Raw genomic sequence first — 21712 nt, forward strand, 5'->3', positions numbered from 1 at the left:
ACGAATTCTCCACGTCGTGCTATGCTTTACGTATAGGCTCATTTACCAACTGGAGGCACCATGATACCCACTATGCAAAGCTTTGATGTCGCGTCCAGCGGCCAGGCAGTGCGCCATCGCGTGCTGCGCAACACTTACTGGCTGCTGGCCCTGTCGATGATTCCGACCGTGCTGGGCGCGGTCGTCGGCGTGCAGCTGCACCTGGCAATGCCAGGCGGCATGATGGGCATGCTGGCTTTCCTGGCGATCGCCTTTGGCTTTATCTGGGGCATCGAAAAAACCAAGGACAGCGCCGTCGGCGTGTTCGTGCTGCTGGGTTTTACCTTCTTCATGGGTTTGATGCTCACGCCCATCCTGACCCGCACCCTGGGTTTCAGCAACGGCGGTACCCTGATCATGACGGCCTTCGGCGGCACCGCCTGCATCTTCGCCGTCATGGCAAGCTGGGCCACAGTGTCGAAGCGCGATTTCTCCATGATGGGCAAATGGCTGTTCGCCGGCGTCATCATGCTGATCCTGGCTTCGGTCGCCAACATCTTCCTGGGCCTGTCGGCGCTGGCGATGACGATCTCGGTACTGGCCATCGGCATCTTCTCGGCCTTCATCCTGTATGACGTCCAGCGCATCATCAACGGCGGCGAGACCAACTACATCAGCGCCACCCTGTCGATTTATCTCGATGTGTACAACATCTTCACCAGCCTGCTTTCCTTGCTGGGCATCGGTGGCGGCAGCCGCGATTGATCACGGCAATGCGCTTGCTAAAAAGCCGACCGCGAGGTCGGCTTTTTTTATGCCCTTGTCCCGTCCGGGTATCGCGTCCCCGCCATCAGGCCGGGGCCGCCAGCTCGAACACCGCCATCGACTCCACGTGCGAGGTATGGGGGAACATATTGACCACCCCCGCCTTCTTGAGCACGTAACCGGCCTGGTGCGTCAGAATGCCCGCGTCGCGCGCCAGCGTGGACGGACTGCACGAGACGTAGACGATTTTTTCCGGCAGCAGGTCCGGCCGCGCCAGCTTGAGCCCTGCCAGCGCTTCGGCCAGCGCCATCGCGCCGTCGCGGGGCGGATCGATCAGCATGCGATCGAATTTGCCCAGCGCAATCAAATCCTCGGTGCTGACGTCGAACAGGTTGCGCGTCTCGAAATGGGTCTTGCCGTCCAGGCCGTTGGCCCTGGCATTCTCCAGCGCCCGCTCGGTCAGCGCCGTGCTGCCCTCGATGCCGACAACCTCGCGCGCCAGCGTAGCCAGCGGCAAGGTGAAATTGCCCAGGCCGCAGAACAGGTCGGCCACCCGGTGCTGGGGCCGGACGTCGAGCAGGCGCAGCGCCGTGCCCACCAGCACGCGGTTGATCTGGTGATTGACCTGGGTAAAGTCAGTGGGCTTGAACGGCATGTTGACGCCGAATTCGGGCAAGGTGTAGTACAGCGGCTTGTCCAGCGGATAGAACGGCGCGGCCGTCTCCGGTCCCTTCGTTTGTAGCCAGAACTGGATCTCCCACTGGTCGGCAAACGCTTCGAGCAGGACCTTGTCGGCACGACTGAGCGGCGCCATGACGCGCAGCACCAGCACCGTCAGGCCCTCGCCGATCGCCACTTCGATCTGCGGCACCTGGTCGTAAATCGACAGTGCGCCGATCAGCGCGCGCAGGGGCAGCAGCATGGCGGCGACGTGCTTGGGCAGGATCAGGCAGGTGCTGATGTCGGCCACGAAGGCCGAGCGTTTCTCGTGAAAGCCCACCAGCACGGTGTCCTTCTTGGCCACGTGGCGCACCGACAGGCGCGCCCGGAAGCGGTAGCCCCAGGTGGGGCCATGCATGGGGCGCATGATGTTGTCGGATTTGACCTTGCTGATGTGCCAAAGATTGTCTTCAAGCACACGCTGCTTCATCGCCACCTGGGCCGTCGGCTCCAGGTGCTGCATCGAGCAGCCGCCGCAGTAGTCAAAATGGGGGCACGGTGGCGTCACCCGCATCGACGACGGCTTGTGCAGCGCCGTCATGCGCGCCGCCTCCCAGTTCTTTTTCTTCTTGAAGCTCAAAAAACTGACCCGTTCGCCGGGCAAGGCGCCTTCAACAAAAATCACCTTGCCGGACGAGCCGTCCTCATTGATCAGGTGGCCGACGCCGCGGGCGTCCATGTCGAGGGAAGTGATGTCGATCTGGGTATCTGGCATAGAAGAGCGCGGCAGGGGTTGATGCCGGCCAAGGGACGTTGATGGGTTCAGGAAAACTGCGGACGCGGGCCATGCAGCCCGCGCGCATCATAGCAAGGAATCGCGGACGACGCCACGGGCTGCCATGGCCCGCTTAAGCTTGATAAGAGCTTCCTGCTGGATCTGGCGCACGCGCTCGCGGGTGACGCCCATCTCCTCGGCCAGCGTTTCGAGGGTGGCGGGATCGTCGTTGTCCAGGCCGAAGCGGCGCATGACGACGATGCGCTGCTTGTCGGGCAACTTGGTGAGCCAGTCACGCACCAGCACCGTCATTTCATGGTGTTCGGCGCGCGCGTCGGGAGCGTCGTCGCTGTCGCCGGGCAGCATGTCCATCAGGCTGGACTGGGGATCGTTGTCGAGCGGGGCGTCGAGCGAGGTGGCGTGTTCGGACAGGGCCAGGATGTCCTGCACTTCTTCGACAGGCCGGCCGACCAGGTGGGCGATGTCCTCGACGGTGGCATCCTTGCCGTCGTGGTGCTGGGCTTCGAGGTGATATTTGGCGCGCAGCACCTGGTTCAGTTCGCGCACCATGTGCACCGGCAGGCGCACCGTGCGGGCCTGGTTCATGATGGCCCGTTCGATGCTTTGGCGGATCCACCAGGTGGCGTAGGTGGAAAAACGAAAGCCCCGTTCCGGTTCGAACTTGTCGATGGCGCGCATCAGGCCGATGTTGCCCTCCTCGATCATGTCGAGCAGGACCACGCCGCGGTTGATGTAGTGCTTGGCGATCGACACCACCAGCCGCAGATTGTGCTCGATCATCATCTGGCGGGCGCTGAAATCGCCCCCCTTGGCCAGGGTGGCGACCCGCACTTCGTCCTGCGCCGACAGCAGTGGCCGGGTGCCGATCTGGTTCAGGTAATGCTGGGTGGTGTCGGTGGACAGTTCGGCTTGCAGGACTTTTTTCAGCTCGTCGACGCTGGCAACGGCGGCCTCGGCGCCCGGCGCCCGGGTGTCGGGCGCCTCGTCGGCGCCACCGTCGGCATCGACGACACCGTCGTCGTGGTCGGCGCCGTCGAGCGCGCTGCCGTCGATGGCGGCGCCGTCAAGCGCGTCGTCGTCAGGACCGCTGTCGTGGTCGAGCTGATGCGGATGGTTCATGGGCCTTCATCACTATGAATGATCGGCAAGTCGCACAAGCGCCAGGGTTGCCGGGCCGAATGGGCTCAGCGGCCGGGCAGGAACCGCGACGGATCGACCGGCTTGCCCTGCTGGCGAATTTCAAAGTGCAGCTTGACCGAATCGGCGTCGGAATCGCCCATTTCGGCGATTTTTTCACCTTTGTTGACCGTCTGCCCTTCCTTGACCACGATGGCGCGGTTGTGGGCGTAGGCCGACAGCAGGCTGTTACTGTGCTTGACGATGACTAGGTTACCATAACCGCGTATGCCGGAACCGGCGTACATGACTTTTCCTGCGCCTGCCGCCATCACCTGCTGGCCCAGCTTGCCGGCGATGTCGACGCCCTTGCTCTTGCCCTCGTCGAAGGTGGCGACGATGCGCCCGTCGGACGGCCACATCCACGACAGCTTGTCGTCGTCGTCGGCCTTGACGATGGCGCCGATGCCGGCATTGCCCGACGCGGCGGCAACGGCCACCACTGGCTTGTCGGCGCGCACCTCGGGCTTGGCGTCGGGCTTGGCGTCGGGCTTGCCGTCGTCATCCTTTTTCATCTCGGCCAGCGTGGCCTCGCTGTAAGGCTTTTTCTCGCCGCGCGGCAGCACTTTTTTCGGCGCCGGGGCGGGCGCAGATGGCCGCGATTCCGGCATCGTCACGGGGTTGGTGCTGACCACGCTGCTGCTGCGGGGCGGCGGGGCAATGCGCAGCACCTGGTCGGTCTTGATGTCGTTGGGGTCCGGCAGATTGTTCCACAACAAGATGTCGCGGTAGTTCTGTCCATGGTCGAGGGCGATGCGCAGCAAGGTGTCGCCTTTCTTGACCACGTAGATGCCGCGCGCTTCGTCGCGGTCTTCAGCCGTGCTCGTCTGCACGGGCGCTGGCCGCACCACCACGGGCGTGCCGGGACGGTCGACGACGGGTGCGCGGCGGCCGACGGTACTGCATCCGGCCAGCAGGCCCAGCGACAAAATCAACAGCACTACGGGGCGGGTTTGTTTCATTCTAATCATTATTTATTCGATATGTCGAGCAGGGCTAGACGGTGCCGGGACGCAAAGGCACGAAATGGCAGGCTTCCAGCGTTTCGCTCAGCCATTCCGCCTTGCCGCTGCGTGTAATCAGATGCAAGTGCTGAACCTGCGCGCCCACCGGCGCGACCAGGCGGCCGCCGATGGCGAGCTGTTCAAGCAAGGCCTGCGGCACTTCCAGCCCGGCGGCGGCGAGGATAATGCCATCGAAGGGGGCCACTTGCGGGAGGCCAAGCATACCATCTCCGTAATGCAAACGGAGGTTAGCGATGCGTAATGGCCGCAAATTGGCCTTGGCGAGCTCGTGCAAAGGCTTGATCCGTTCGATCGAATAGATCTCCTTGGCAAGGCACGACAGCACGGCAGCCTGGTAACCGCAGCCCGTGCCGATTTCCAGCACCCGCGCCATCTGGCGGCCGTTGCGCATCACCTCGATCATGCGCGCCACGATGTACGGCTGGGAAATGGTCTGGTGGTGGCCGATCGGCAAGGAGGCATCGATGTAGGCCTGGGCAGACAAGGCCGGCTCGATGAAGGCGTGGCGTGGCACGGTGTCGAGCGCTTGCAACACCTGCGCATCATTGACGCCCTGCCTGGCCACCCGCGTCACCATGGCATGGCGGATGGCGGCCGACACCATCAGGTCGGGACGGGGCGCCGCCGGGGCGTTCTCGTGGGCCCGCTGCAAGGCAGCGCTATGCGATTTCGACGGCGCCGCACCCGGCGCAATCGCGTACGGGAGCGGTTTGGCGCCGCCCTGGGAGGCATTGCGGGTGGCCGTTTGCGGGGTGGCGACGCGCGCGCTGGCCGCGTTGCCGTTGGCGCTGCCGCTGCCGCCAAGGCGGCGATCCGGCCCCGTCACTGACGACAAGGGCAAGGGAAACGTGCTGCGCCGCTCCCGCTCGGTCATGCCAGGCCCCGGGCCAGCTCGTGCAGCTGATCGCGGTGGGTCAGGTCGACCTGCAGCGGCGTGATCGATACCAGGCCGTTGGCGACGGCGTGGAAATCGGTGCCCTCGCCGGCGTCGCGGGTGGCGCCGGGCGGGCCGATCCAGAAAATCTGCCGGCCGCGCGGATCGAGCGCGCGGATGACGGGCTCGGCCTGGTGGCGGCGCCCCAGGCGGGTGGCGGTCAGCGCCCCCATCTGCTCGTAGGGCAGGTTCGGAATATTCACGTTCATCAACCACGGTGCGCGCAACTCGTCGAAGCGACGCAGCACGATGTCGCGGGCGACGCGGGCGGCCGCATCGATATGCGCCCAGCCGTGTTCGGCCTGGGAGAAGGCGATCGCCGGGATGCCGAACAAATACCCCTCGGTGGCGGCGGCAACGGTGCCGGAATACAAGGTGTCGTCCCCCATGTTCGGCCCGTTGTTGATGCCCGAAACAATCAGGTCGGGGCGGTAGTCGAGCACGCCCGTGAGCGCCACGTGGACGCAGTCGGTGGGCGTGCCGTTGACCACATAGAAGCCATTGGCCGCCTGCTGCACCGACAGGGGGCGGTCGAGCGAGAGCGAATTGGAGGCGCCGGAACGGTTGCTGTCAGGCGCGAATACGACGATGTCAGCCACCTGCGCCAGGGCGCTGGCAAGCGCCTCGATGCCGGGAGCGAGATAGCCGTCGTCGTTACTGATAAGTATTCTCATGGGGCAATTTTACCCGATGCTGGCATGGGATCGATCACCGCCGATGAAATAGTTGGAGACGAATAAACAAAGTCCGGCCGCGCCGCCCATCGGGCGGCCGGTGTGCTGCTGCCGCCCTGTTCCGGGCAAGCATTGCTGGCGGCGCCAGCGCGCCCGGCGCCGACTCGGCCTTAGCGCCCCGCGATCTCCCCTTGCTCCTGCATGAAGGCGACCAGGGCGTCGGTGTCGCCTTGATAAAAATAGACTTCGAGAATGGCCCGCACGCCCCGTGCGCGGACCATCGGCGCCACGTCGGCCGTGAGCACCGGCTCACGCAGGCAGTCGGCCAGTTCGCGCGCTTCGACGGCGCCACGGTCTTCCATCTGTTCGAGGCGGATCACGCTCCGTTCGATGTCCGACGGGTCGGCCTGGCGGTTGCTGTACGGCTTGCCCAGGCCGCGGCCGGCGCCCTGGATCGCACCGATGGCGCGGGCGTCGTGACCGGCGCTGCTTCTGCCAGTATGGTTGGCGTCGTGGGGCCCGGCGGAAAATCCGCTTTCATGGGGCGCCCCGGCGGCGCGCCATGCCGGCGGCAACGGCGCCGCCGCCGGCGGCAGAGCACCACCCTGGGCGGCCAGCCGGCTCGCAAGTGTCAGTTCGGCGCTGCGGGTGGCCGGCTCGCTGCGGCCGTAGCGGCGCTGGCAGGCCGCGGCCAGCGGCACGCACAGTTCGCCCACCCCGTGCAGGTCGCACTGGGCAGCGAGCGTATCGGCCAGGGCCAGGCCCGTTTCGATGGTGTCGGCATGATCGCCCCCCAGCAGGCGCTGACGGCTGGCCAGCAATTGCTCCTGCAGGCTGCGCGCGTTGTCGAGCTGGCCCATCTGGCGCAGGATCACGGCCAGCTGGCCGATGCTCTCGAGGGTGTCGGCGTGCTCCAGCCCCAGCACCCGTTCGCGCCCCTCGAGCACCTGCTCGAGCAGCATGCGGGCGCGGCTCGCGTCGCCAGCCCGGGCCAGCACGCCCGCGTGCGCCGCCTGCGCCGCCAGGGTGGCGCGGTGGCTCAGGCCACAGCGCTCGCGCCAGCCCGCCACCACCTGTTCGGCGTGCGCCAGCGCGGCCTCGAACTGCTGGCAATCGGCCAGCGCCGCGGCCACCCCGGCGCGCGCGGCCAGGGTGTCGGGATGGCCATGGCCCAGGTCTTGCACGCACTCGTCGAACAGGCAGCGGTACAGCGCCAGCGCGGCCTCGGGCTGGCCGCAATGGCGCAGCTGCGCGCCCAGTGCCTGGCGGCCGGCGCGGGTATCGGCGTGGCCGGCACCCCACAGCGCCGCTTGCAAGGTGGCCGCCTCGGTGACGCTGGCCAGCGCCTGTCGTTTGCGGCCGTGCTGCTGCTGCATGCGGCCCAGTTCGAACAAGTCGGCGGCCAGCGCCGCCTGGACGGCCGGCGAGACGCCGTCGGGATCGGCGGCGCGCGCCCCGGCGATCCGGTGGCTGAGCGCCAGCTCGGCGCGCCCCTGCCAGGGCAGGCAGCCATCGGCGGCCCAATCGAGCAGGTCGGCCACGCCGCGCGCCAGCGAGAAACGGTCGACCGTCTGCGGCAGGCGCGGCGCCACCAGTTGCGCCATTGGATTGAGCTGCTGCAGCTGGACATGGTCGAGATAGCTGTCGAGCGAAAGCTCGGGCAAGGCATAACTGTCGCGCAGCAACTGCTCGAGCACGCTTTGATAGCCGCCGTCGTCGCTGCCGGCTTCGCCGTGACGCCAGCGCAGGCGACGCGCCTGGTCGGCGCCGTCGAGGTCGACGGGCAAGGGGTACACCAGCAGGGGCCGCTGTGCCATCTCGTGACTGGCGCGGTACTCGATGGCGCGGCGGACCACGCCGCAGATGCCGTCGAGGCTGCGGCGACTGGGCGAAAACAGGGTCACCAGGCGGTCGGCAAGCAGGCTGGTGCAGACACTCACCGCGGCCGAGCGCCCGCCCCGGCTGGCCACGAGCACGTGGGCGAAGCGGCGCCCCAGGTGTTCGGCAAAGCAGCGGAACAGGCTGGGACTGGCGGCAAACAGCCCTTCCCAGTCAGCACCGGCGGCGCGCTCGCCGTAGCTGTCGTCGAAGCAACCGGCGCGCATCAGGTACAGGGGCCGGCTGGCGTCGACCCGTTCGATGAACGGCTCCCAGTCGACCGCCTCGAAGACCTGGCGCGCGCGGCGCAGTCCGGCGGCGTCGGCGTCATCGTCGTCGACGCCAGCCTGGACCGGCCCGTCCCGCAACAGCGCCAGCTGCTCGCGACAGGCGGCGAAATATTCAATCAGCCCCGGCTGCGACCGGGCCGGCCGCGCCGGGCCGGCCCGGTCGCCGAACTCATCGTGCAGGCCGGGCGCCTCCGTGTCCCAGTCGATCATCAGCACCGGCACGCTGGCACGGGCCCGTTCGGCCAGCAAGCTGGCCATCGTCGTCAGCACGGCATTGCGGGCGGCGCCGCCGTCAACAGCGTAGACCGTGGTCAGCTTGCCCGGCGTGGACAGCAGCGGCAAGGTAAAGCGGTAATTTTCCATGGTTATCCTTATTTTTTTGGGAACGACAAAGTGGGCAGTGAACGCCATTCAGGTGGGACATCGGGAAGCACGAATTGGTTGCAATCGTGACCTGAAGGGGTCGAGATTTTTTGCAGTTCCACGTGCTCGACAATTCGCGCGACGATCTTCTCGATCGCCGGGATAAAGTCGGGATTGGACTTCATGTCGGGGGTGGCCATCGTGAAGCGCGAAAAGTCGACGTACATGGTCGAGTTGGCGATCTGCGGCGGCAGCGACAGGGGATGGTGCGTCATGATCACGGGAATGATGAGGCGGCTGGGCAAGTCGTACCACTGGGCCCGTTCGGCCTCGATCAATTGCATGGCGGCATGCTCGCGCCGGGTAAATTTGTGCGACTCGTACTTCGGCGTGTAGATGAGGATCATGGCAGCGCTCTCGCACATGGCGCGGGCGATCTTGCGATCGATGTCGTCGCCGCCGCCCAATTGTTCGGTGTCGATGAACAGCGCGGTTTCGTGGTCGAGATACGGCTCGAGGTAGCAGCGCAAGGCTGCCGTGAGCTCGCTCTTGAACTTGATCATCAGGTCGAACTGGCCTTGTGCATAACTGATGAAACAGCCATAACGGATCGCCATTGCAGCCTCCTTATTTGCAAAATGCCAACGACACTGTCACGACTGTAACAAGCACAAGCGTAAGGGCCTTGTGCCGTCGCAAACGTCGCCGTCACGCGGCCGCGCCAGCCACAAGGACGTTAAAATCCGGCATAATCAAATAAAAAACGGTCGTTCTATTTTTTTAAAAACAGGGGAGAGACGATGAAAGCAGTGCGATGCAAGGCCTGGGGCATGCCCGAGAGCCTGGTGGTGGAAGAGCTGGCGCCGTTGGTGGCCGGTGACGGCGAGGTGGTGATCGATGTCAAGGCGGCCGGGGTCAATTTCCCCGACGTGCTCATCATCCAGGGCAAGTACCAGGTCAAGCCGGCCCTGCCCTTCACGCCCGGCAGCGAACTGGCCGGCGTGGTGTCAAGCGTGGGTGCCGGGGTCAGCCACGTCAAGGTGGGCGACCAGGTGATCGCTTTTGTGGCACAGGGCGCGTTTGCCGAACAGGCGGTGGCGTCCGCCGCCGCCGTCATGCCGATGCCGCCCGGCATGGACTTCGACACCGCCGCCGCCATCACCCTCACCTACGGCACCTCGCACCACGCGGTGGTCGACCGGGCCGGTCTCAAAGCGGGCGAAACCATGCTGGTGCTGGGCGCGGCCGGCGGTGTCGGCCTGGCGGCCATCGAGATCGGCAAGGCGCTGGGGGCCACCGTGATCGCCTGCGCTTCAACGGACGAGAAACTGGCCGTGTGCCGCGCGCACGGCGCCGACGCCACCATCAACTACAGCACCGAAGACCTGCGCGCGGCGATCAAGGCGGCCACCGGCGGCAAGGGCCCGGACGTCATCTACGATCCCGTCGGCGGCATCTACACGGAGCCCGCCTTCCGCTCGATCGGCTGGCGCGGCCGCTACCTGGTGGTGGGATTTGCCAATGGCGAGATCCCCCAGTTGCCGCTCAATTTGATGCTGCTCAAAGGCGCATCGCTGGTGGGCGTGTTCTGGGGCGAATTTGCCAAGCGCGAGCCGAAGGCCAACCTGGCCGGCATGCGGCAACTGCTGGGCTGGCTGGCGGAAGGCAAGATCCGGCCCCGCATTTCCGGCCGTTACGCGCTGGCGCAAGCGTCGAGCGCGCTGGACGACATGGCCGCGCGCAAGGTGACGGGCAAGGTGGTGATCGTGCCGTAAGCAGCGGCGCCGCTGTCAGGGCGCGGCGTCGGCCGGTTTGCGGAAAAAATCGAGGACGTCGGCCTGCAGGCGGGTGCGCTTGAATGGTGGCAAACTCTGCCACACCCGCTTGCCGTACGACTTCGAAATCAGGCGGGGATCGCAGATCATCAGCACGCCGCGGTCGGTTTCATCGCGGATCAGCCGGCCTGCGCCCTGCTTGAGGTTGATGATCGCTTCCGGCAGGGTGTGGTGCATGAAGCCGTTCAAGCCCTGCTTTTCCATGACGTCGATGCGCGCCGCCAGCACCGGGTCATCGGGCGGGGCGAATGGCAGCTTGTCGATGATGACGAGCGAGAGCGCTTCGCCGCGCACGTCGACGCCTTCCCAGAAACTCTGGCTGCCCACCAGCACGGCGTTGCCCGCGTTGCGGAACGAGTCGAGCAACTCGGTGCGGCCCCGTTCGCCCTGGACGAACAGGGGATACTCGAGGCCGCGGTCGGCAAAATCCTTGCGCAAGCGCTCGGCCACGTGCTTGACGGCGCGAATGGTGGTGCAAAGAAAAAAGGTGCGCCCGCCGGCCGCTTCGATCACCGGCAAGGCGCAATCGACGACGGCATCGGTGTAGCCCATCGCGTTGGGATCGGGCAAACCGGTCGGCACATACAGGATGCCCTGCTGCTCGTAATTGAACGGGCTGGGCCAGGTCTGCGCGTGCTCGCCCGTCAAGCCCATCTGTTCCGTGAAGTGCTTGAAGTCGTTTTTGACGGCCAGCGTGGCCGATGTAAAGATCCAGCTGCGCGGGGTGCCTTCGCGCTGGTTGTTAAAAATCGGCGCGATCGACAGCGGCGTCTTGTGCAACTGCAACGAGGACTGGAAGGCCTCGATCCACAGCACGGCGTCGTCGCCCTCCGTCATCTTGCCCTTGCCGTCGGCTTTCCAGCCCTCGAGCGACTGCGCCAGTTCCACCGCGCGCACGCGGCATTGCTCGATGGTTTCGGCGCGGGCGGCCTGGTCTTCCAGCACATCGATCATGGCGGCCAGCTGGGCCTTGACGGTGTCGAGGGCGGGGAAGAAATCGGACGAGGGCGCGATCTGCGCCAGCGACATGCGAACAATGTCTTGCGGGAACGTCAAGCGCAGGTCGCGCGCCGCCTTCTCCACCGCCATCACCACTTTGGCCCAGTCCGGCCCGCCCCGGGCGTGGGCCAGGCCCTCGGCCAGCACATCGCGGCACAGCTCGAGCACCTGGGAGGTCGACACGGTCTGGCCGAAAAACAGGGTGGCGGTGTCGGGCAACTGGTGCGCTTCATCGAAAATGATGGTATTGGCCGACGGCAGCAGCTCGGCCACGCCGGTGTCCTTCAGGGCGACATCGGCAAAAAACAGGTGGTGATTGACCACCACCACGTCGGCCTGCTGCGCCTCGCGGCGCGCCTTCATGACGAAACAGTCCTGGTAGTACTGGCACTCGGCGCCCATGCAGGTGTCGCGGGTGGACGTGACCAGGTTCCAGATGCTGGCGTTTTCCGGCACCTTGGTCAACTCGGCCTTGTCGCCGGAACTGCTCATCTTGATGAAGCGCGAGATCTCCCGCAGGTGGCCGACGTCGTCGCGCGAGGTCATGCGACCGTTCTGCATGGTGCGCTCGAGGTGGTAATGGCAGACGTAGTTCGAACGCCCCTTGAGCAAGGCCACCGAGACGGGCGCGCGCAGGGCCGCGCGCACGGTCGGTATGTCGCGCAGAAACAATTGATCCTGCAAGTTCTTGGTGCCCGTGGAGACGATCGTCTTGCCGCCCCACATCAGCGCCGGCACCAGGTAGGCAAAGGTCTTGCCCGTGCCGGTGCCGGCCTCGGCGATCAAGGTTTTCTGCTGGAAAATCGCCTCGGCGATCGCCTTGGCCATCTCGGTTTGCGAGCGGCGCGGCGTGAACGCGCCCACCGCGGGCGCAAGGGGGCCGCTGGCGCCGAACAGGCGGTCGACCTCGGCGTCATATTTGCCGGCGGGGACGAGCGCTGCCGGGGCGGCATCGGGCACGACTGGGGCGACGCCATCGGGGGCGTCGGGTACGGAAACGGTATCGGTCAAAGTGGCACTTCAGTGAAGCGAAGACGGATCAGGCCGATACATCCGGCACCAATTGCATTTTCAACAGGGTGATATGGTCTTTCAGCTGCAACTTGCGCTTCTTGAGGCGGCGCAACTGTAACTGGTCGTGATGGCCGTCGAGCACCAGCAGGTCGATCACCGCATCGAGATCGCGGTGTTCCACATCGAGCTCGATGAGGCGGCGCTGGATATCCTGAACATCTGGCATAGTTTGCTATTCCCAACAGATTATTACAATTTTGCCGCAAGAGCGTTCACGGAACGCCTACAATCGATAACGTGAATATTTACCTCTTGCAACATTCACGCCACCCAGTGCATAGTTTAATCTACCGTGACGATGCCGCCAACTTAACTATGAATTCCTACAAAATCGAAGCCGGCACCGCGCAGCACATCGGCAACCGTCCCCAGCAAAATGACCGGGTGGCCCTGTTCACCGGCGCACGCGCGCCCGGCTACGTGATGGCGGTGCTGGCGTCGGGACTGAACGGCAGCGCGATGGCCGCCGAACAGGTGCTGCACACGGCCAAGCTGCTGTTCGATGAATTCAAGCCGGGCGACCGGGCCACCCCGGCCCGGGTCGAACAACTGCTGCGCGAAATCGTTCACGAAACCCACCAGGTGATCAAGCTGAACGGTGTCGCCACCCGCACCGAGCCGCATGCCAGTTTCGCCGGCCTCGTCATCACCCCTGCCGGCGAGGCGGTCTGGGCCCACGTGGGCGACGCCCGCCTGTACCGTTTCCACAAGGGCGACTGCCAGATGCGCAGCAGCGATGCCCCGTACATCGCGCAGTTAATGGAGAGCCACAAGCTGCCGCTCGAATCGGCCCGCAATCACCGCCATTCGAAGTTGCTGGTCAATGTGCTGGGCAACAGCCGCAAGGACCCCTTCGTCGCCGTCGGCCAGCATGCGCCGCTGGAAGCGGGCGCCACTTTTCTGCTGGCCTCGGAAGGCCTGTGGCATTTTTTCACCGATGCCGAACTGGGCGCGGCCTTGCACAAGACGACGCCACGGCAGGGTGCGGAAATGCTCATCAGCAAAGCGGGCGAGCGCGCCCAGGGCAAGGGCGGCAATTGCTCGATGGCCATCATCAAGCTGGTCAAGCCGCCCCGCGAAGCGGCCAACTACACGGTGCAGAAGATGGGCCGCGCCGTTTAAACGGGGCGGCGCGGCTTCAGCGCGCCGGCCGGGCCGCCTGCGCCGCCTTGTCGGCGGCGGCTTTGTCGGCGGCAGCCTTGTCGGCGGCCGCCTTCTCCGCCTGCGTCCGGGCGGTCTCGGCTTTTTTACGCTCGACCTCCTGCAAGCGCTGCTCGGACACGGCCTTGCGCGCCTCGAAGGCCTTGATGCTGGCGTCGCGCTGGGCCGCGCCGGCCTGCTCCTGCGCCGCGATGCGCTTCAGGCGCGCCGCGTGTTCTGCGCTGCGGTCGCCCTTCGCCGGCGGCCGTGGCGCTGCCGCCGGCGGCTCCTGGCGGGGCGGCGGTGGCGGATTGGCGCGCAGTGTCGCCTGCTCCTGCTCGAACTGCTGTTGCGACAGCAGCAGCGCCGCGTCGCGCTCGTCGGCGCGCGTCTTGCGCTCGAAGTGTTCGGCCTCGATTTCAATGGCGCGCACATTGGCCAGCGCCGCGCGGTGCTCTTCGCGCACCTTGTCGAGGCAGTTATTCGTGAAAAACTTCGTGTAACACAGGCGCTCGCCATCGACGAAGCGCGTCTCGGCGCGGGCCCGTTCGACCTTCACCAGGGCCAGCTTGCGGCTGGCGTCCTGCTTGGTGCTGGTGGGGGCGACGGGCGCCACCACGATGCCCGGCTTGACGGACACGCAGGCCGCCACCAGGCCCATGGTGGCCAGCGCGCCAAAACATTTAGTCCACAACTTCTTGCTCATACAGGTTCCAATCAAACAGGTGTGCCGCCCTCACGCGATCGCGTCGGCGGCGTCGCGGCGATCCGATTCCATGTACTCGAGCGACTGCATTTCAATGATACGCGAGACGGTGCGGTGAAATTCATTTGCCAGCATGCCCTGGGTATAGAGTTCTTCCGGTACGACGGCGGCCGACATCAGCAATTTCACCCGGTTGTCGTAAAACACGTCGATCAGCCAGGTGAAGCGGCGCGCCTCCGACGACTGCCCGGCCGACATGGCCGGAATGCCCGACAACACCACCGTGTGAAAGCGGCTGGCGATTTCCAGGTAATCGTTCTGCGAGCGGGGCCCGCCGCACAGGGTGGCGAAATCGAACCAGATGACGCCGCCGGCACGCCGCAAGGCACGGATCTCGCGCTGCTCGATGAACACGCGGGGGTCCTCGTCGGCCGTCTCGGCCACTTTCGCGTAGGCCGCGCGCAGGGCCGCGTCCGAGTGCGCGTTCAGGGGCGTGTAGTAGCTGTCGACCTGTTCGAGGGCGCGCTTGCGGTAGTCGACGCCGGCATCGACATTCATCACATCGAGCTTGTCCTTCAACAGCGCGATGGTGGGCAGCATGCGGTCGCGATGCAGGCCGTCCGGGTACAGCAGGTCGGGATCGTAGTTCGACGTCATGATGAAGGAGACGCCGTTGGCGAACAGGGCCGAGAGCAGGTTGTAGAGGATCATGGCGTCGGCGATGTCGGAGACGTGAAACTCGTCGAAGCAGATCAGGCGGTATTTTTTGGCGATGCGCTTGGCCACTTCGTCGAGCGGATCAGCGACCCCCTTGAGTTCGTCGAGCTGGCGGTGGACGCCGCGCATGAATTCGTGGAAGTGCAGGCGCGTCTTGCGCACCACTGGCACCACCGAATAAAAACTGTCCATCAAAAACGACTTGCCGCGCCCTACCCCGCCCCACAGGTAGACCCCGCGCGGCACGTCCGGGCGGTTGATCAGGCGCTTGAAGCTCGACGAGCGGCGGTCCTTGTAGGCGACCCACTCATCATAGCTGCGCTGCAGGCGGTCGACCGCGTTCTGCTGGGCGGTGTCGGCGCTGTAGCCGCGCTGGGCCAGCGCGTGGACATAAAACTGTTGGACATTCATGGGCAGCTTATCAATGAAAAAGGCCGGCTTGTGGCCGGCCCGATCGGGAATAAAAAACGATCAGAAGTTCAGCGCGCGCTTGTCAACGGCGAGCATGGCTTCCTTGGTCGACTCCGACAGCGACGGGTGCGCGTGGCAGATGCGGGCGATGTCTTCGGACGAGGCGCGGAACTCCATCGCCACGACCGCTTCGGCGATCAGCTCGGACGCTTGCGGTCCGACGATGTGCACGCCGAGGATTTCATCGGTGGTGGCGTCAGCGAGCACCTTGACCATGCCCGAGGTGTCGCCCAGCGCGCGCGCGCGGCCGTTGGCCAGGAACGGGAAGGTGCCCGCCTTGTAGGCCACGCCGGCCGCTTTCAACTGCTGCTCGGTCTGGCCGACCCACGAGATTTCCGGCGAGGTGTAGATCACCCACGGAATCGTGTTGAAATTGGTGTGGCCATGCTGGCCGGCGATCCGCTCGGCCACCGCCACGCCCTCTTCCTCGGCCTTGTGCGCCAGCATCGGGCCGCGCACCACGTCGCCCACCGCCCACACATTGGCCACGCTGGTCTTGCAGTCGTCGTCGACGACCACGAAACCGCGCTCGTCGAGCGCCAGGCCGATCGCTTCGGCATTGAGGCCGATGGTGTTGGGCACGCGGCCGATCGAGATGATCAGCTTGTCGAATTCGACACTTTGCGCGGCGCCGGCGGCGTCCTCGTAAGCGACGGTGACTTTGTCGGCGGCGGTGGTGATGGCGCCGATTTTCACGCCCAGGTTGATCTTCAAGCCCTGCTTGACGAACAATTTATGGGCTTCCTTGGCGATCTGCTCGTCGACGGCGCCGAGGAAGGTCGGCAGACCTTCGAGCACGGTGACGTCGGCGCCAAGACGGCGCCAGACGCTGCCCATTTCCAGGCCGATCACGCCGGCGCCGATCACGCCCAGCTTGGCGGGCACGGCGTCGATGGTCAGCGCGCCGGTGTTCGACAGGATCAGCTTTTCGTCGAACGGTGCGCCCGGCAGCACGCGCGCGTTCGAGCCGGTGGCGATGACGACGTGCTTGGCGGTCAGCGTTTCGGCATTGGCGCCCGTCACGTTGACGGTGTGGACGCCCTCGGCGGTGCCGGCGAAAGCGCCGCGACCGTGGAAGAAGGCGATCTTGTTTTTCTTGAACAGGTACAGGATGCCGTCATTGTTCTGCTTGACGACGGTGTCCTTGCGTTTCAGCATTTGTGGCAGATTCAGCGACAGGCCGGCCACATCGATGCCGTGCTCCTTGAACGCGTGACCGGCGTGCTCGAAATGCTCGGACGACTGCAGCAGCGCTTTCGAGGGAATGCAGCCGACGTTGGTGCAGGTGCCGCCCGGCGCGGGACCGCCCTTGGCGTTGGACCACTCATCGATACAGGCGACCGAAAAACCCAGTTGGGCGGCGCGGATGGCGGCGATATAGCCGCCGGGGCCGGCGCCGATGACGACGACGTCAAATTGTTTTGCCATTTGGAATTCCAATTCTTTATGTTGCAGTTAAGTTGCAGCGCAGATAACACCGCGCTGCAAGAATCGCCTGGCGTGGCCAGGGATCTTATTCTTCGGGCACGAAGATCCACATCAGGATATACACCACCACGCCCACGCCGAAGCCGCACAGGGCGACCAGGGTGAACACCAGGCGCCAGATCCACGATTCGACGTTCGACACCTTGGCCAGCCCGCCGCACACGCCACCGAGCCAGCGGTCGCTGCGCGAACGGCGCAGGCGACCAAATTCGCTGGCCAGGTCGGTGCCGTCGCCCGGCTTGTCGAGGTGGATGGCCGCGGCCAGTACCTTGGCCTTGGCCTGTTCGAATTCGGCGTCGCTCAGGGCGCCCGCCTGGTGCAGTTCGTGCAAGCGCTTGATTTCATCGGACACGTTCATGACGCACCTCCGTAAATAAAACCGTTCGGCACGCGCTGCACCCGCAGCGCGCTGGTGGTACGAGTGTAGCGCGCGATTACAGGTCGAGCAGCAGGCGCGCCGGATCTTCCAGCGTGTCCTTCATGGTCACCAGGCCCAGCACGGCTTCGCGGCCGTCGATGATGCGGTGGTCATACGACATTGCCAGGTAGTTCATCGGACGCACGACGATGACGCCGTTTTCGACGACAGCGCGGTCCTTGGTCGCATGCACGCCCAGGATGGCCGACTGGGGCGGGTTGATGATCGGCGTCGACAGCATCGAACCGAAAGTGCCGCCGTTGGAGATCGAGAAGGTGCCGCCGGTGAGGTCGTCGAGCGTGAGCTTGCCTTCCTTGGCCTTGGCGCCGAATTCACCGATTTTCTTTTCGATTTCGGCGATCGACATCTGGTCGGCGTTGCGCAGGATCGGCACCACCAGGCCACGTGGCGAACCGACGGCGATGCCGATGTCGAAGTAGCCGTGGTAGACGATGTCGGTGCCATCGACCGAGGCGTTGATCATCGGGTACTTTTTCAGGGCAGCGACGGCGGCCTTGACGAAGAAGGACATGAAGCCCAGCTTGACGCCGTGTTCTTTTTCGAACTTGTCCTTGTACTTGTTGCGCAGGTCGATCACCGGCTGCATGTTCACTTCATTGAACGTGGTCAGGATGGCGTTGGTCGACTGCGACTGCACCAGGCGCTCGGCGATGCGGGCGCGCAGGCGGCTCATCGGCACGCGCTCTTCCGGACGATCGCCCAGGTTCGGCGCGGCCGGTGCGGACACCTGCTGCAACGCTGGCTTGGCTGCTGGCGCGGCCAACGGCGCGATGGCCGGCGCGGCTGGCTTGCTGCCGGCGGCGATGGCACCGAGGACGTCGCCCTTGGTGACGCGGCCGTCCTTGCCGGTGCCCGAGACATCGCTGGTGCTCATGGCGTTATCGGCCAGGATCTTGGCGGCGGCCGGCATGGCGATGTCGCCTTTCGACTGGGGCGACGGCGTCGAAGCGGTCGGCACTGGCGCGTTGGGCGTGGACACCGATTTGACGGCGATCGGGCTGACCTGCGCGGACGCTTCGGTATCGATGATGGCGATGACTTCGCCGGCGACGACGGTCGAACCGTCGCCCTTGATGATCTGGATGATGATGCCGGCGACGGGCGCGGGCAATTCGAGGACGACCTTGTCGGTCTCGATGTCGATCAGGTTCTCGTCGCGCGCGACAGGCTCGCCGACTTTTTTGTGCCATGTAAGCATGGTCGCTTCTGCTACCGATTCCGACAGTTGGGGAACCTTGACTTCGATTTGTGCCATGTAAAACTCCGTAAGCTGTTTTATGTAAGCGGCGCGCACCGAAGGCGCGCGCCGCTGATTATTATTTGGTCAGGATGAAGCCCTTGAGCTTCGAAAATGCCGTTTCCAGCAACTCTTTCTGCTGCGCGTAGTGCTTGTCGTAGTAACCGACCGCAGGCGAAGCCGAAGCGGGACGACCGGCATACGCCAGGCGCTGGCCCGACTCCAGGCTCTCGAAGATGTTGTGCTGGATCTGGAACCATGGGCCCTGATTTTGCGGCTCATCCTGTGCCCAAACCAGCTCGTTCAAGTTGGGGAACTTCTTCAGTTCGGCCGCGAACGACTTGTGCGGGAACGGATACAACTGTTCGACGCGGATGATGGCCGTGTCCAGCTGGTTGCGGGTCTTGCGCTGGTTGACCAGGTCGTAGTAGACCTTGCCCGAGCAGGCGATGACGCGCTTGACCTTCTTGGCGTCGATTTTCTCGTCGACTTCGCCGATCACGGTCTGGAAACCGCCCTTGGCCAGTTCGCCCAGCGCCGAGCCGGCATCCTTGTTACGCAGCAGCGATTTCGGCGTCATGATGACGAGCGGCTTGCGGAACTGGCGCACCATCTGGCGACGCAGCAAGTGGAAGATCTGTGCGGCCGAGGTCGGCTGCACCACTTGCATATTGTTGTCGGCGCACAGTTGCAGGAAACGCTCGGGACGGGCCGACGAGTGTTCCGGGCCCTGGCCTTCGTAACCGTGCGGCAGCATCATCACCAGGCCCGAAGCGCGGCCCCACTTGACTTCGCCGGAGCTGATGAACTGGTCGATGACGACCTGGGCGCCGTTGGCGAAGTCGCCGAACTGGGCTTCCCAGATGGTCAGCGTGTTCGGCTCGGCCGTCGAATAACCGTATTCGAACGCCAGCACCGCTTCTTCCGACAGCACCGAGTCGATCACCGTGAACGGCGCCTGGCCTTCGCTGACGTTTTGCAGCGGCACGTAGGTGCCCGCATCCCAGCGCTCGCGGTTCTGATCGTGCAGCACGGCGTGGCGGTGCACGAAGGTGCCGCGGCCCGCATCCTGGCCCGTCAGGCGGATCGCGTAACCGGACGCCACCAGCGACGCGTAGGCCAGGTGTTCGCCCATGCCCCAGTCGAGGTTCAGTTCGCCGCGACCCATGGTGGCGCGGTCGCCCAGCACTTTTTCAACCAGGGTGTGGGCCTTGAAGTTGTCCGGCAAGGTGGTGATGCGCAGCGCCAGGCGTTTCAGTTCCGTCAGCGGCACGGCCGTGTCGGCGCTGTCGGTCCATTTCTTGTTCAGGAACGGCAGCCAGTCGACGGCGTACTTGTTCTTGAAATTGGAGATGACAGGATCGACCGTGTGCTTGCCGGCGTCCATGGCATCGCGGAACGCTGCGACCATCTTGTCGCCGCCGTCGGCCGGCAGGGTGCCCTGGGCGATCAGCTTGTCCGCGTACAGCTTGCGGGTGCCCGGGTGCTGGGCGATTTTCTTGTACATCAGCGGCTGGGTCAGCGCGGGCGTGTCCTGCTCGTTGTGGCCCAGTTTGCGGTAGCTGATGATGTCGAGGACGATGTCCTTCTTGAACTGCACGCGGTAGTCGAGCGCGATCTGGGTCGCCAGCACCACCGCTTCCGGGTCATCGCTGTTGATGTGCAGGACGGGCGCTTCGATCATCTTGACCACGTCCGAGCAGTACAGGGTCGAACGGGCGTCGCGCGGGTCCGAGGTGGTAAAGCCGATCTGGTTGTTGATGACGATGTGCACGGTGCCGCCGGTGCCGTAGCCACGGGTTTGCGCCAGGTTCAGCGTTTCCATCACCACGCCCTGGCCGGCAAAGGCGGCGTCGCCGTGCACCAGGATCGGCAGCACTTGCGCGCCGTCCTTGTCGCCGCGACGGTCCATGCGCGCCTTGACCGAACCCTCGACGACCGGGTTGACGATCTCCAGGTGGGACGGATTGAAGGCCAGCGACAGGTGGACGGGGCCGCCAGCGGTCGAGATATCGCTCGAGAAGCCCTGGTGGTACTTGACGTCGCCCGACGGCAGGTCGTCGCCGTGCTTGCCTTCGAATTCTTCGAACAGTTCCTGCGGCGACTTGCCCAGGGTATTGACCAGCACGTTCAGGCGGCCGCGGTGGGCCATGCCGATGACGATTTCCTGCACGCCGTTTTCGCCGGCGCGCTGGATGGTTTCATCGATCGAGGCGATGAACGATTCCGAGCCTTCCAGCGAGAAGCGCTTCTGGCCCACGTAGCGGGTGTGCAGATAGCGCTCAAGGCCTTCGGCGGCCGTCAGGCGGTCGAGGATGTGCAGTTTTTTCTCGGCCGAGAACGACGGCGTCGAGCGGATCGATTCGAGCTTTTCCTGCAGCCAGCGCTTTTCGGCCGGGTCGCTGATGTACATGAACTCAGCGCCGATCGAACGGCAATAGGTGTCGCGCAAGAAGTTGAGCAAGTCGCGCAGCGACGCCGTTTCCTGGCCAAAATAGGTATTGCTGATGTTGAAGACGGTGTCGAGATCGGCGTCGGTGAAGCCGTAGAAGGCAGGCTGCAATTCCGGGATTTCAGGACGTTCCTGGCGTTGCAGGGGGTCCAGGTTGGCCCATTGCGAGCCGAGGTAACGGTAAGCGGCGATCAACTGGGTGACGGCGACGCGCTTGCGGCCCATTTCAGCGTCGGTGGAGGCGGCGACGACGCGCATCGGGCCCTGCTTGGCGCGCTCGGCGAACGAGGCGATGACGGAGGCGTGGGCCACGTCGGGTTTGTTGGAACCATCGACGGCCGGCACATTCTGCATCGAGTCGAAATAGGCGCGCCAGTTGTCGGGCACCGAGCCGGGATTGTCGAGGTAGGCCTCGTATAACTCTTCTACGTAGGGCGCATTACCGCCGAACAGATACGAGTTCGCTGTCTGTTGTTGCATCATCTTGCTCACCTTTCATTCGCGCTTCGCGAAATTGGCGGGTTAATCTAACCTTCCGCGACACGGCCTGACCGGTTAGCGGATCGCACATCAAGTTGTGGGGGAAGGACATGTAATACGGAATTTCTGAGACC

At 64.8% G+C, this 21712-nt stretch carries 18 protein-coding genes; 3 read left to right on the plus strand and 15 right to left on the minus strand.

Features of this window, described 5'->3' with window-relative positions; translation table 11 throughout:
• Positions 1-60: 60 nt before the first annotated feature.
• Positions 61-744 carry a Bax inhibitor-1/YccA family protein gene (locus ACP7EY_RS19525; protein ID WP_426196555.1) on the plus strand — a complete coding sequence of 228 codons (684 nt, stop codon included), beginning with the start codon at positions 61-63 and terminating at the stop codon, positions 742-744.
• 85 nt (positions 745-829) lie between these two features.
• Here the strand turns inward: ACP7EY_RS19525 and rlmD are convergent, their stop codons facing one another.
• The 7 genes from rlmD to ACP7EY_RS19560 form a co-directional block, all read right to left on the minus strand.
• Entirely contained in the window at positions 830-2179 is a 1350-nt protein-coding gene (gene rlmD, locus ACP7EY_RS19530) for a 23S rRNA (uracil(1939)-C(5))-methyltransferase RlmD (protein WP_426196556.1), read from the minus strand.
• Positions 2180-2266: 87 nt separating this feature from the next.
• A complete protein-coding gene (gene rpoS / locus ACP7EY_RS19535; RefSeq protein ID WP_426196557.1) occupies positions 2267-3319 on the minus strand; it encodes an RNA polymerase sigma factor RpoS in 1053 nt (350 codons plus the stop codon).
• Between the two features lie 65 nt (positions 3320-3384).
• Entirely contained in the window at positions 3385-4338 is a 954-nt protein-coding gene (locus tag ACP7EY_RS19540; RefSeq protein WP_426196559.1) for a peptidoglycan DD-metalloendopeptidase family protein, read from the minus strand.
• Between the two features lie 34 nt (positions 4339-4372).
• Complete coding sequence (locus ACP7EY_RS19545; RefSeq protein ID WP_426196561.1) at positions 4373-5275, minus strand: protein-L-isoaspartate(D-aspartate) O-methyltransferase; 903 nt, start codon at positions 5273-5275, stop codon at positions 4373-4375.
• Entirely contained in the window at positions 5272-6009 is a 738-nt protein-coding gene (gene surE, locus ACP7EY_RS19550; protein WP_426196563.1) for a 5'/3'-nucleotidase SurE, read from the minus strand. The genes ACP7EY_RS19545 and surE overlap by 4 nt, the downstream gene beginning before the upstream one ends.
• 170 nt (positions 6010-6179) lie before the next feature.
• Entirely contained in the window at positions 6180-8540 is a 2361-nt protein-coding gene (locus ACP7EY_RS19555; RefSeq protein ID WP_426196565.1) for a tetratricopeptide repeat protein, read from the minus strand.
• Between the two features lie 8 nt (positions 8541-8548).
• Complete coding sequence (locus ACP7EY_RS19560) at positions 8549-9157, minus strand: toll/interleukin-1 receptor domain-containing protein (protein WP_426196567.1); 609 nt, start codon at positions 9155-9157, stop codon at positions 8549-8551.
• 183 nt (positions 9158-9340) lie between these two features.
• On the opposite strand from ACP7EY_RS19560, the gene ACP7EY_RS19565 reads away from it, so the two are divergent.
• On the plus strand, positions 9341-10315 hold the full coding sequence (locus ACP7EY_RS19565; protein ID WP_426196568.1) for an NADPH:quinone oxidoreductase family protein: 975 nt from the start codon (positions 9341-9343) through the stop codon (positions 10313-10315).
• A gap of 15 nt (positions 10316-10330) precedes the next feature.
• On the opposite strand, the gene ACP7EY_RS19570 is transcribed toward ACP7EY_RS19565, so the two are convergent.
• Positions 10331-12385, minus strand: coding sequence for an ATP-dependent DNA helicase (locus ACP7EY_RS19570; protein WP_426196570.1), 2055 nt, complete (start codon positions 12383-12385; stop codon positions 10331-10333).
• Positions 12386-12413: 28 nt separating this feature from the next.
• Positions 12414-12614: a YdcH family protein gene (locus ACP7EY_RS19575; protein WP_426196572.1), complete on the minus strand. Its 201-nt coding sequence runs from the start codon at positions 12612-12614 to the stop codon at positions 12414-12416.
• 149 nt (positions 12615-12763) lie between these two features.
• Here ACP7EY_RS19575 and ACP7EY_RS19580 point away from each other — a divergent pair, with 149 nt between their 5' ends.
• A complete protein-coding gene (locus ACP7EY_RS19580) occupies positions 12764-13570 on the plus strand; it encodes a PP2C family protein-serine/threonine phosphatase (RefSeq protein WP_426196574.1) in 807 nt (268 codons plus the stop codon).
• 16 nt (positions 13571-13586) lie between these two features.
• On the opposite strand, the gene ACP7EY_RS19585 is transcribed toward ACP7EY_RS19580, so the two are convergent.
• From ACP7EY_RS19585 to ACP7EY_RS19610, 6 genes are all read right to left on the minus strand, one after another.
• Positions 13587-14294: a hypothetical protein gene (locus tag ACP7EY_RS19585; protein WP_426196576.1), complete on the minus strand. Its 708-nt coding sequence runs from the start codon at positions 14292-14294 to the stop codon at positions 13587-13589.
• Between the two features lie 30 nt (positions 14295-14324).
• Positions 14325-15422: a cell division protein ZapE gene (gene zapE / locus ACP7EY_RS19590; RefSeq protein ID WP_426196578.1), complete on the minus strand. Its 1098-nt coding sequence runs from the start codon at positions 15420-15422 to the stop codon at positions 14325-14327.
• A 60-nt stretch (positions 15423-15482) separates the two neighbouring features.
• On the minus strand, positions 15483-16910 hold the full coding sequence (gene lpdA / locus ACP7EY_RS19595; protein WP_426196580.1) for a dihydrolipoyl dehydrogenase: 1428 nt from the start codon (positions 16908-16910) through the stop codon (positions 15483-15485).
• Positions 16911-16995: 85 nt separating this feature from the next.
• Positions 16996-17328, minus strand: coding sequence for a PspC domain-containing protein (locus ACP7EY_RS19600; RefSeq protein ID WP_426196582.1), 333 nt, complete (start codon positions 17326-17328; stop codon positions 16996-16998).
• 76 nt (positions 17329-17404) lie between these two features.
• Positions 17405-18664: a 2-oxoglutarate dehydrogenase complex dihydrolipoyllysine-residue succinyltransferase gene (gene odhB / locus ACP7EY_RS19605; protein WP_426196584.1), complete on the minus strand. Its 1260-nt coding sequence runs from the start codon at positions 18662-18664 to the stop codon at positions 17405-17407.
• 61 nt (positions 18665-18725) lie between these two features.
• Complete coding sequence (locus ACP7EY_RS19610) at positions 18726-21581, minus strand: 2-oxoglutarate dehydrogenase E1 component (protein ID WP_426196586.1); 2856 nt, start codon at positions 21579-21581, stop codon at positions 18726-18728.
• Positions 21582-21712: the final 131 nt, after the last annotated feature.

The organism is Massilia sp. DWR3-1-1 (assembly GCF_049898325.1).
In the GTDB taxonomy this organism is placed as follows: Bacteria; Pseudomonadota; Gammaproteobacteria; order Burkholderiales; family Burkholderiaceae_D; genus JAFCUW01.